Source organism: Terriglobia bacterium (assembly GCA_020073185.1).
Classification (GTDB): domain Bacteria; phylum Acidobacteriota; class Terriglobia; order Terriglobales; family Acidobacteriaceae; genus JAIQGF01.
In genome coordinates this window covers 1-12,184 of sequence record JAIQFT010000081.1, presented here as the reverse complement: position 1 = coordinate 12,184, position 12,184 = coordinate 1, and the positions used below count along the sequence as shown (strand labels likewise).

Sequence of the window (12,184 nt, the reverse complement as noted above, 5' to 3'; positions counted from 1 at the left end):
GCGGCATCGGCGACCCAGATGGCCCACGGCGCGGGACGCTCGGGGATGATCGGCAGGCCGCGTTCGGCGCCGTGCAGGCGAACAAACGCGATCCTGGTTCCGTCGGGCGACCAGCGCGGCATGATGTCCCGATCGGCCGAGGCCGCCACGTAGCGCAGCGTGTCGCCGCCAAATTCATACACCGCAATGAAGCTGTGATCGCCGCGGTTGCTGGTGAACGCGATGCGCTTGCCGTCAGGCGACCAGCGCGGGCTGGAATTTTCTCCGCGCGCGTAGGTGAGCTGGCGTGCCTTTTCCGCCCCCGAGACTGGCGCGATCCACAACTGTCCCTTCGCGCCCGCCCATACGGCGCGCTGGCCGTCGGGCGATAGCTGCACGTCTTCGCAACCTTCCTCGTCGCATTCCATCGTGCCCAGCAGGCGCGGCTCGCCCTGATCCACGTTCACCGCCCACACCTCCTGGTGCGGCTGCTGCACGTTGCTGGTGGGATCGGCGACTTCGCCCTTCTTATTGGTCTCGCTGCCGCGGACGTAGACGACGGCGCGACCGTCAGGCGTCAGGCGGACGCTCGCCAGCGGCAGACCGTCATCGGCGCTGTAGTGCGTCACTTGACGAGCGCCGAAGCCGGGCGCGTCTGCGACCCAGATATTGCGTACGCCCTTGGCGTCGAACACCCATGCCACGCGAGCGCTGCGCTCGGCAGCGGTCAACTCGCTGGGGAAGGGCGAACTCATCACCTGTTCGAGCGTGAAGCGGGCGTGCAGCGCCGGGGTGAGCAGGAGTGGGGCCCAGAGGACGGCGGTCGCCAGAGCACGGTGGAGATGTCGCGCTGAAGCTGTCATAAGCAGAGGAGACTACGCCAACGCCTTGAGCGGGAGCAACTTGCTATGCGGAAATTTATGTGCGAACTTGCCAGACCGTGTCCAGCACCGTGCCGTCCACCCACTTCACCACGGCGACCGGCTTCTCGGTCAGGCGCGGTTTCTGCGGTTTGCCGCCGCAGATTTTCTCGACGTCGCGCTGGATGGCTTGAATGGGACGGATGGGCAGGGATGATCCCTGGACGGCATCGAGCAGGTCTTTGCGCCGCGGATTGATGGCAATCCCGCGCTCGGTGGCCACCACGTCGATCAGTTCACCCGGCCCGGTGAGCGTCGTCACCTGGTCCACAATCACCGGAATGCGGTCGCGGAACGACGGGACGGCCAGCACCGTGCATCCCGCGAATAGGCAGTTCTGCCAGCCGCCGATGCCGTGCAGCAGACGGCCGTCGGAGTGCGTCACCACATTCGCGTTGAAGTTCACGTCCACTTCCGTCGCGCCCAGCACCACCACGTCGACCAGCGAATTGAAAAATCCCTTGCCGTGGTAGTTGTAGGAGGTGAAGGGCGAGGTCGGGATGTGACGTGGGTCGTTGGCTATAGAGCGCACCGCGTCGAGGTCGAACGTCTGCCCGTCGAGAATGTAATCGGTGAGACCCTCGTTGAGGAGTTCAACCAGATATCGCGTCGAGCCGCCGCGCACGAAGCGCGCCCGCACCCCGCTCTGCTTCATGTAACGTCGTAGGTAATCCACAAAAGCGAGCGCGATGCCGCCCGCGCCCGCCTGGAACGAGAATCCCGGGCGCATGATGCCGGCGTCGCGTACGAACCGCGCCACGTACTGCGCGATCAGCAGCCGGTCGGGCGAGCGCGTAATCTGCGTCGTACCCGAGACGATCTTTGCCGGATCGCCGATCGAGTCCACCGGGACGACATAGTCGACGTTGTTGCCCTGGATCTGCCAGGGTACGCAGGGGAACTCGACCTGGTTATCGGTGACCACGATCACACGGTCGGCGTACATGGAATCCGCCAGCGCGAACCCCAGCGAGCCACAGGCCGAAGGCCCGTGCGACCCGTTGGCGTTGCCGAACTGATCGGCGGTGGGCGCGGCAATCACCGCGATGTCAATGTGCACTTCGCCGTCCTGGATCGCCTGCCAGCGTCCACCGTGCGAGCGCAGCACGCCCAGGCCGCGCATCCTTCCCTGCGTGCAGTAATCGCCCAGCGGCCCGTTCATCGAGCCCTCGATGTGATGCACGTTGCCGGATTCCATCAGTTCGATGACCGGCGCGTGCGCGGGAAACGACGCGCTCGGAAACCACATCAGGTCGTGCACCCCCATCTTCGCCGCCGCCTGGAGCGCCCACAGCGCCACCCGGTCGCCGTCGCGAAGGTGATGGTGCGTCGAGATCGTCATCCCGTCGCTCAGCCCGCATTGGCGCAGCGCGGTTTCAAGATCGGGCACGCGCTTGTCGCCGTTCATCGGATAATCGGCGGCGCTGCGGATCGGCGCCGCCGCCGTGCGTCCCTGCGGATGATCGTTGTTCACGCCCGCGTAGGGCCGCTGCGGCGTGCCGTTAACGTTCGTCGGCACCACGCGCCCCGCGGCGTTGGTCGGCATTTCAATCGAGCTTGCGGTTGTGCTCATCGGAAATCGTGCTGCTTGCACTTTGTATCAGGGCACGACTTTAGTCGTGCCATTCGGTGCTATCTGAGTCGGCTTTAGCCGCTGTACGCAGGGCCAAAGCTCTATCCTTCTCCGCCCTCCGACGCTGTTTTCGGCGCGGGCTTTTGCGCAACCGCCGCGGCGCGCATCTCCGGCGTCACCATGCCCATACGCTCGGCCCGCTGCACCAGCTTCAGCGCGCGCTGCACCACCGGGGCGTCAATCATCTTCGACCCAAGGCTGACCACGCCCAGCCCGCGCGCCTGCGCATCTTCAAACGCGGCGACGATCCTCAGTGCCCGCTCGATCTCCCACGGCGCCGGCGCGAACGCCTCGTGAATCACCGCAATCTGCAGCGGATGCACGCAGCCCATGCCCTCAAACCCGAGTGCGCGCGCGTTGCGTGCCCACTCTGCCAGTCCTTCCAGATCGCCTACATCGCCATACACCGAATCGTTCGCCTGCAAACCCGCGGCTCGCGCGGCATTCACCAGGCGCGTGCGCGCGTACAGTGACTCCGTACCCACCGCCGTCTTCGCTACGCCCAGATCGGCGGTGTAATCCTCCAGCCCGATGGTCAGCGCCACGTTGTGCGGCGATGCGGTTGCGATCGCCCACGCATTTTCAATTCCCAACGCCGTCTCCAAAATCGGCAGCAGCCAGATGTCGCGCTTGATGCCGCAGCGCGACTGCACGCGCGCGATCCGCTGCTCGACTTCCGTCACCTGCTCGGGGTGCTCCGTTTTCGGCAGCAGTATCAGGTCGGGCGACTCCGGAACAACTTCGTCCAGGTCGGCCAGCCCGAGCGGAAGCTGGTTGATGCGCACCATGCGCTCGCAATTTCCAAAATCCACCGCGCGCAACGCATTGCGCACCAACACGCGTGCCGCGTCCTTTTCCGCCGGGTGAACCGCATCTTCCAGATCGAGAATGATGGTGTCGGGCGCGTGTAGCGCGGCATTGATGAAATACTTCGGCTCGCTCCCCGGCAAATACAAGCGCGAGCGCCGCAAGCGATCGCGTGGCGAAGCCGCGGGAAGCGCCACTGGCTCGGGGAGCGATCTTCGTCCTTCGCCCAGTCCGGCCCGGCGCACTGCGGCCTCGATGCGCGCCGAGATCACGAACGACAGCGCGCCCGCGTCTTCAATCATCACGCGCGCGTGCTCCACCCCGAGGTCTGCCAGCACCTCCCGTGCCTGCGTGAGAATAGAATCGCCATAGTACGCCGCGACCTTCGATTGCAGCTCAATATCAATCCCGCCGGCGGAGCGAGGCATGAACGCAACCCGGCAATCCGAGCGTACCCCTGGCCCGCTGTGCCCCGCCTCGAAAGTTAGCGTGTTGATGTTTGCTGCTGTGACCATATGCTCTTAGCTTTTCGCCGTTAGCTCTCTAGCCCCACCCCCGCCGGGGCGGCAGAGCATAGCCCGGCACGTAAGTGCTGGGAAAAACTGCAAATCGCGAGAATGAACCAGCTAAAGGCTAGGAGCTATAAGCCATAAGCTAATCCGCCGCGGTTCCCACCTTCGCCGATTCCAGCTTCTTCAAAATCGCATCCGTCATCTGCGTCGTCGTAGCCGCGCCCTGGGCGATCGCCTTTGGCCCGCCCGGAATGCGCATCATATCGTATGTCCGAACGCGGCCCTCGCTCACCACCGCCGCAATCGCGCCGCGTACACGCTCCGCCTTGTCATGCTCGCCCACATGGTCCAGCATCATCGCCGCCGACAATATCATCGCGATCGGGTTGACGATCGGAGGATTCAGCTCCGCGTATTTCGGCGCCGACCCGTGTGTCGGCTCAAAGACCGCTACCTCGTCGCCGATGTTGCCACTGGCCGCAAACCCCAGCCCGCCCACCAGCCCGGCAAAGGCGTCGGAGATCACGTCGCCAAAAAGATTGGAGGCGACGATCACGCCGTAATCTTCCGGGTTCTTGGTCAGCCACATCGTCTGCGCGTCAATGTTGGTGGACCACAGCGGGATGCCGGCGTAATCTTTTGCCACCTGCTTCGCCACTTCCTCCATCATGCCACTGGTTTCGCGCAGCACGTTCGGCTTTTCGCAGATGGTCACGTTCTTGTACCCGTATTTCTTGGCGTGCTCAAACGCCGCGCGGCAAATGCCCTCGGCGCCGCGACGCGTGATGATCCGCACCGATACTGCCAGGTCTTCACCCTTCGTGCCCGCGAACGGCGCGAACTTCGGATGCGACTCCAGCGCGCTGCGCACCCGAGCGGGCGGGTTTGTCCACTCCACGCCGCAGTACAGCCCCTCGGTATTTTGGCGAAACACGATCGCGTTCACCTTTGGCTCCTCGAATCCGCCGCCCACTTTCTTGCGAATGAAATTCAGAGGATTGCCGGGGAACCCGATGCACGGCCGCACGCAGATATCCAGGTTGAACCGCTGGCGCATGGTCACGATCGGCGAATAATACGTGTAGCCCTTGCCCTTGAGCGCGGGTGCGAGTTCGGCGTCCGCTTCCTTCTTCGGCTTCGACGTGATCGCCCCGAACAGCCCGAGCTTGTGCTTCTCGAGCTGCGCGATGGTGCGGTCCGGCAGGGCATTGCCTTCGCTCTGCCAGAATTCCCAGCCGATGTCGCCGTGAATGTACGTCGCCTCGAAGCCGACCGCATCGAGCACACGCACCGCCTCGGGCAGAACCTGTTTGCCGATCCCATCGCCGGGCATGGATACGACCGTGTATTTCGCCATGAGTGCTCCGAATCTAACAGGTCGCTGAAAACTCTTCTCGACGCACGTTTTGAAAGGGCGCGGCTTCAGCCGCGCCGAACAAGCCTTTAATTTGTGTCATTCCGAGCGGGCTTCAGCCCGCGAGGAACCTGCTGTTCTGGACTGCTTCTCCGCTCCCTGTTTCAGCGCATCAATCGTGTCACCACTAGGTTTTCCACTCCGCCCGCGACAACCAGCGATTGTGGCACGCTGCCTAACGTCGGGAAACGGAACTCGTCACCCCGCCATGTGACCACGCCGCTGGTGAACTCAATCGCAATCTCGTCTCCGGGAATGATCGTCTTCTCTCCCGACGCGATCTGCGCCGCGAAATCCGCCTTCAGCCGCTTCACCAGTTCCGGAATCTCGATGCACAGGAAGCCGTTGTTGAACGCGTTGCGCAAGTACGTCTGCGAGAACCCAGCCGCGATCACCAGTGGAAATCCTTTCGCCTTCAGCGACGTCGCCGCCTGCTCGCGGCTGGATCCGGTGCCGAAGTTCGCGCCCCCGACCACCACGTCACCCGCGCGCGTGATCTGCGGGAACTGCGGATCGTAATTGGAGAACACCACCTCGGCCATCATCTGCGGCGTGACGTCGTCGCGATAGGTGTAGCTGCCCGGATAAATCGCGTCCGTGTTCAGGTTGTCCTTCGGTACGAACACCAGCCGGCCGCGCACGCGCTCCGGAAATCCGGGAACGATTTCAACCGTCTCGTTCGCCGCTTCCGTTTTGCGCCCCACCTGCAGGTTCTTATAACGCGCCAGCATGCCGCCTTGTTTCTTGCGGTCCTCGCGCTCGTTTGGCGGACGTTTCAGCGCCTCCGGTCCGCAGATGTATCCCGCCACCGCGCTCGCCGCCACCACCGCCGGTGACGCGAGATAACACTGCGCGTCGCGCGAACCCATCCGTCCCTTGAAATTGCGATTGGTGGCCGAGATTCCGACCTCGCCCGGCTCCAGCAATCCCACGCCGAGCCCGATGCATGGGCCACATCCGGCAGGCAGCGTGTTCGCGCCCGATTCCACCAGCGTCCGCCAGATGCCGCGTCGCTCCGCCTCTTCCTGCACCAGTTTGCTGGCTGCGCCCAGGTAGAACTTCACCGACGGCGCTACTTTCTTGCCCAGCAGCACCAGCGCCGCTTCCTCCAGGTCTTCCACCCGCGAGTTCACGCACGACAGCAGGTACGCCTTCTGGATCGCGACCTTCTTCTTTTCGATCTCCACCAGCGACGTCATCTCCTGCACTGTGTCGGGTCCCGATACATGCGGCGTCAGGTGCGAGAGGTCCAGTGTGATCCGCGCTGCATAATCCGCATCCGGATCCGGCAACAAAACAGAACGTAACGAGGTTGCCCCACCCTTATCCGCTCCCGGGTTTGGAGCGGGTAGGGTGGGGGTGTTCAGAACGGCGCCCTCTCGTGTTTCCTCCGCCCAACGCCGCAATTCCTCGTCCGCGCACCGCTCCGGCTCGCCTCTCTTGTTCCGTTCCTCTCTCCTTTCGCGCAGCCACTTGATCGTCGTCTCATCCACCGGAAACCACCCGACCAGCGCGCCCCACTCGGTGCTCATGTTGGCCATGGTCATGCGCGCGTCCATCGACAGCGACGCCACGCCCGGCCCGGCAAACTCCACCGCCGCATTCAGCACGTGCACGTTGAACGCGCCGCACAGCGCGATGATCACGTCCTTGCCCGTCACGCCCGGCTTCAGCGCGCCCTCGAGCACCACCTGCACGGTGCGCGGAATCTGCCACCAGAACTCGCCGGTCGCCCAGATGGCAGCCGCGTCGGTGCGCACCACCGGCGTGCCCACCGCGCCCAGCGCGCCGTACATGTTGGAATGCGAGTCGCTCGCCACAACGAACGAGCCCGGAGTTACATACCCCCGTTCGCACATAATCTGGTGTCCAATCCCCGTGCCCGCCGGGTAGAAATCAATTCCATGCTCGCCGGCGAACGCCTCAATCGCGCGGTACTTCTTCAGGTTGTCCTCGTTCTGGTTCTGGATATCGTGGTCGAGCGCGAATACCGGCTGGCGCGTGTCTTGGATTTTCGCGGCGCCGATGGACTTGAACTTCTTCATCACCGCCGAAGTGTTGTCGTGCGTCATGACGTGTTTCGGCCGGATGGAGACGTAGTCGCCCGCCCGCAGCGGTCGCTTCGGCCCCTCCGCCAGGTGCGCCTGCGCGATTTTTTCAGTGATCGTCTGGCCCATAAGCTATGCCGTAGTCGCGTGCTCGATCGCGACCTTCTTTGCCTTCCGACTTGCCTTCATCAGTTTCATCAACCCCGTCACCGAATCCAGCTTCTCCAAATTCCACACCGCCTCGCGCACCTTTTTCTGCGCCGCTCTGCCCATCACCGGCCCGGCCAGCGCCGTGAACTTTTCTTCAATCTCCGCGTCCGACAAGGGATTCCGCGGATCGCCCTTGGGATAATCAAGTTGCTTGGTGAACTCCTGTGCCGACGTGGTGCGGATGGTAACAATCACGCGTTGCAGGGCAGGGAACACCTTCTCGATTTCCGGGTCGCCGACGACTTCCACCTTCGGCAACTGCGCGCGGATTGCCGGGTCCATGATTTTCTCGGGCGTGAACTGTGCGGGCGTTACCTGCCGGTCCACCAGCGCCGCCGCGATCACGTACGGCAGTGAATGGTCGGCGGTTTCTTTACTCCGAGGATCGTACTTGCTCGGGTCGCTCAGGATGTTGGCCGCGCGCGCCAGCGAACGAATGTAAACCTTCTCCACCTGCTCGGCCTTGAGGTTGTGTTCGCGCACCAGGTCGAGCACGGCCGAAATGGGCGCGTGCGTCAGCGCCTCGGTGGGGAAGAACTTCATCCCGCACTGCGTAATCCGCCACGACTCGCCGAGTCCATCCGTCAGCACATTCAGCTTCCACTCCGGCCCGAAGCAATGCGTGAGCCCTTCCTTGCCGTCCACCACGTGCTCGGGGCCGGTGTAGCCCTTCTCCGCCAACAGCGCCGCCAGCACGCCCGACTGCGTTGCCATCGGGTCCACGGTGTTCTTCATCATCGTCAGTTTGCCGGCCGTGACTGCGCCCAGCGTGGCATGCCGCGAGGCCGAGATGCCGATGGCATGCTGAATCTGCTCTGCCGTTAAGTGCAACGCGCGCCCGGCGACGATGGGCGAGACGAACGCGGTCAGTGTGGCATGATGCCAGCCGCGCTCGCGAATGCCGGGAAACGCAGCCTCGCAGAAGCGGCACTCGAACTCGTGGCCGAGCACCAGTCCCACCAATAACTCGAGCCCATCGGAGCGCGCCCGCTCGCAGCAGGCCAGCGCCGCCGGAAAAATGTCGGAGGGATGCGACGGGTCCTGCTTCCAGTAGATGTCGTTGTAATCCATGCAGCGAATCATCAGCGCGTTGGCCAGCGACGCCGACACCGGGTCCACGCGCCGGCCGCTGCCGATCACCGTGCACGGCCCGCGCCCGGCAATTTCGTCCAGCACCTGCAGCGCGACGCTCACGTCATGCTGCCGGTATCCGCCCAGCGCGCAACCCAGCGCATCCAGGAGGAAGCGCTTCGCCTGGTAGACGGCATCCGGCGACAGGTCTGCGAACTTCAGTGACGCGGCGAACTTCGAGATCGGCTCAGTGATCGTCATGATAATTCAAGCTGTGTTGTCGATTGGACATGGCCATCGACCAACGACCAACGACCAACGACTAGCGACTCTTGAACGGCTCATACGCCATGAAGTCCGCGTGATGCACGATGGTCGCCTCGGTCGAGCGCGTTACCAGGTCGCCCTCGGCGGCGTGGGCGGCGATGATGTGGCAGACCGCGTCCGGGACGCCGCACTCCATGGCCAGCGCCACGCCGGTGAACGGGTGCCGCAGCAAACCGCCGCGCTTGGTCTGGCGCGTCTCGCCGCCGACGTTTTCATATTCCAGGAGTTTCCCAACATCCGCCAGGATGGCGCCCGCGATCACCACGTCCAGATCAATCGTCAGGGTGCGCCCCATGTGCTCCCGCATCGCCTCGGCGCAGCGGCGCGCGATGTGCACCACGCAGCGCTTGTGCTCCATGAACGTGGTCGGACAGTTGCTCACCAGCAGCGTGAAGGGGATGCGGTTGAGGTCGTCGGGCGTGAGCGGCGAGAGTTCGAAGGCGCGCGCCCAGGTGCGTGCAACGCGCTCCCGAAGGTCTTTGTTTTGTATCCACTCCAGTTCCGGCCAGAGCCGGCGGACGGCTTTGTGCAGCGTGCTGGCAGCAGCGTCAGGCATGGTCAGCGCCTCCTGGCCAAACCGTTAAGGATACCGCATCCGGAAGTTTCCCAAAAACGCCGGCGCGTAGGGTAGTGGGCTGTTTTACTACCGCGCGTTGGTCCTGTTGACACGCCCGAGCGCGCGCAGCCCGCGAGAATAGCGCAGCCCCCGGCGCAAGCCGGGGGAACCGATGCCCCAAAATCATCAGCCCGCTTCAGCGGGCGACAGAAAAAGAAACCCGGGGCTGCGCCGCCCCGGGTCCGATTACGCTCGCGCGTCCTGGTTTGAGCGCGCCGCGAGCGATAGCTATTTCCGCCCTTTGCCATTCTTGCCCGCCGCCACCGTTACCTTCGCCGCCTTCGATGTTCCGTTGGCGAACAGGATGGCATCGGCCGCCTTCTTGTCCACGTCCATGATGTAGGGCAGCCCGGTGACACCAGCGCCTTCGGGCGTGAGGCTGGCGATGTCGTCGCGGGTGATGTACTTAAGGGCGAACTTGCGCGCGCCCGCCATGAACTGCCGCAGGCCCTGCGCCAGCCGCTGGTTGTAGGTGTAGACGCCGATCGCCCCCGTGGGCAGCTTCTTAAAGCGGTCGCCGAGGATGTGGCGCAACTCGTGCGCGGTGACGAAGATCTCGTCCACGCCCAGGCCGAAGCGCTGGATGTAGATGGGCAGGTTCTGCGCCTCGATCGCCTTGCCGATGTTTTTGGCCACCATCGCCGCCGCCAGCGGTGCGCGGGCGTAAGCGATCAGCTTGACGAAGGGCGCGCCGAGCGCCAGACCCTTGAACATCTGGTCTTCGAAGGCGAAGCCGCCGGCGAAAGCCAGGTCGGGCAGGAACATCTTCTTGCTGGCGAGCTTGCAGTAGTACTCGTAAACCAGCGAGTGCAACTCGACCGACGGGATGCCCCACTCATTCATCATGCGCCAGGGGCTCATGCCGGTGCCGCCGCCGGCGCCGTCCACGGTGAGCAGGTCAAGTTCGCAGACCGAGGCGTACTTGACGGCGCGCGCGGTGTCCTCGGGACGATAGGCGCCGGTCTTCAGGGTGACGCGCTTGGCGCCGGCCTTGCGCAGCTCCTCGACGCGCTTCATGAAGCCGTCGAGCGAAACCATGCCGACACGGGAGTGGCGCTCGAACTCGTGGAAGGCGCCGCGCTTGAAGGCCTCTATGACCCCGGGATCGTTGGGATCCGGCAGCACGACGTAGCCGCGCTTCTGCAACTCCTGCGCCTTGTTGAGGTCGCGGATCTTGACCTCGCCGCCGATGTCCTTGGCGCCCTGGCCCCACTTCAGCTCGACCGATTCGACGCCCAGGTTCTTGATGGCGTATTCCTGCACGCCCAGCATGGTGTCCTCGACGTTGGCCTGCAGGATGACCTCGCCGTAGCCGTCAAGCTGCCAGTCGCGGTAGCAGTCCAGGCGCCACTTGAGTTCGGGCGCGGAGATGACCTTGCCGTTGGCGAACTGCGAGTTCATGTCCATGCCGGTGACGTTTTCGCCGATGGCCATGGGCACGCCGCTGATCGCCAGTCCGGCCGCGTATTCCGGCCAGTTGTTCTTGGCGACGTTGGTGGACCCCATGGCGGCGCCCGTCAACGGCATGCGGCAGCGAATGCCGGTCTTCTTGTTGGCCCCAATGGTCACTTCCAGGTTGACGTTGGGGAACAGCGCCTTGTTGCTGTCGGGTTCGACACCCCACGCCCCAGCGCAGCGCCCGAGGATGGTGAAATGCGACAGGTCGACCGGGTAATCCTTCTGCGAGGCGGTGGTGATGATCCCGAACGGCTGCGGGTAGATCATCTCCGGGCCGCGGTAGGCCGACTTGCCGATCTCGCACATCCCGATGCACCCATCGATGCAGGTGGTGCACATTCCGCTGAACGGGCTAACCGAGTCCTCGGTGCGGTTCTTGGTCAGCGTAGCCGCGGAAGCGTTGAGGCGTGTGTAGGTCATTTGCGTTATCTCCTAAGTAGCTCTTGGCCGTAGGCTCTTGGCCGTTGGCTCCTAAAGTTCGATGTACCTTGCATGTGTCCACTGCAATGCCAATGGCCAACGGCTAATGGCCAACGGCTTTCTTAATCTTCACATCACTGCGAACCGGCCCTGAGATCTCGCACGCGTGGCACGGTTCCAGGAAACACATAGCGTCGTCGTAGCTTTGGAAGCAGACAGGCGCGAAATTCAGGCATCCGCTGCACAGCGCGGTGGTGGCCGTCGAGGCCTGGCACCGCAGCTCGCAAACGGGGCAGACGTAGAGGCAGGCGCCACACTGGCGGCACTTGTCGCTGGTGATATCGAAGGGCCGGGAGACGCGCCGATCGTGGCCGCGTCCGGCGAATCCGATGGCGCCGGCCATCATCTGCTGCTCGCAGATGCGTACGCACAGCCCGCACTGGATGCAGTGCTCGTTGTGCGTGTCGTAGCGGCACTGGCGCACGCCATACTCGCTGGCCAGATCCTGGATGGTCTTGGACTGCGGGCAGGTGGCGACGTAAAGCTCCAGCAGCAGCTTGCGGGCCCGCTGCACGGTGGCGGAGTTGGTGCGGACCTCCATGCCGTCCTGCGCCGGGAGCGTACAGGCACTCAACAGGCGGGTACGCCCGTTGGCCCCCATGCTGACTTCCACCACGCACAGGCGGCAGGCGCCGATGTCACGCAGGCCGTCGTCGTGGCACAGCGTGGGAATGGGAAGACCGAGGAAGCGGATGGACTCCAGCACGGT

Annotated in this window: 9 protein-coding genes; all 9 read right to left on the bottom strand. The window is 64.0% G+C overall.

Going from position 1 to position 12,184, the window contains the following annotated elements; all coding sequences use genetic code 11:
• A partial coding sequence (locus tag LAN64_19305) for a S9 family peptidase (protein MBZ5569978.1) occupies nucleotides 1-842 on the bottom strand: 842 nt, incomplete at its 3' end.
• Nucleotides 843-897: 55 nt separating this feature from the next.
• Nucleotides 898-2,445, bottom strand: a complete 1,548-nt coding sequence (locus LAN64_19300) for a citrate lyase subunit alpha (protein ID MBZ5569977.1) — start codon at nucleotides 2,443-2,445, stop codon at nucleotides 898-900.
• A 128-nt stretch (nucleotides 2,446-2,573) separates the two neighbouring features.
• Entirely contained in the window at nucleotides 2,574-3,854 is a 1,281-nt protein-coding gene (locus LAN64_19295) for a citrate lyase ACP (protein MBZ5569976.1), read from the bottom strand.
• A gap of 139 nt (nucleotides 3,855-3,993) precedes the next feature.
• Nucleotides 3,994-5,208 (bottom strand): isocitrate/isopropylmalate dehydrogenase family protein, encoded by a 1,215-nt coding sequence (locus LAN64_19290; GenBank protein ID MBZ5569975.1) that lies wholly within the window; start codon nucleotides 5,206-5,208, stop codon nucleotides 3,994-3,996.
• Nucleotides 5,209-5,369: 161 nt separating this feature from the next.
• Entirely contained in the window at nucleotides 5,370-7,442 is a 2,073-nt protein-coding gene (gene lysF, locus LAN64_19285) for a homoaconitase (protein ID MBZ5569974.1), read from the bottom strand.
• 3 nt (nucleotides 7,443-7,445) lie between these two features.
• Nucleotides 7,446-8,855, bottom strand: coding sequence for an MmgE/PrpD family protein (locus LAN64_19280; GenBank protein MBZ5569973.1), 1,410 nt, complete (start codon nucleotides 8,853-8,855; stop codon nucleotides 7,446-7,448).
• A gap of 61 nt (nucleotides 8,856-8,916) precedes the next feature.
• On the bottom strand, nucleotides 8,917-9,477 hold the full coding sequence (locus tag LAN64_19275; GenBank protein ID MBZ5569972.1) for an HD domain-containing protein: 561 nt from the start codon (nucleotides 9,475-9,477) through the stop codon (nucleotides 8,917-8,919).
• A gap of 288 nt (nucleotides 9,478-9,765) precedes the next feature.
• Nucleotides 9,766-11,415: an FMN-binding glutamate synthase family protein gene (locus LAN64_19270; protein ID MBZ5569971.1), complete on the bottom strand. Its 1,650-nt coding sequence runs from the start codon at nucleotides 11,413-11,415 to the stop codon at nucleotides 9,766-9,768.
• Nucleotides 11,416-11,518: 103 nt separating this feature from the next.
• A partial coding sequence (locus LAN64_19265) for a (2Fe-2S)-binding protein (GenBank protein MBZ5569970.1) occupies nucleotides 11,519-12,184 on the bottom strand: 666 nt, incomplete at its 5' end.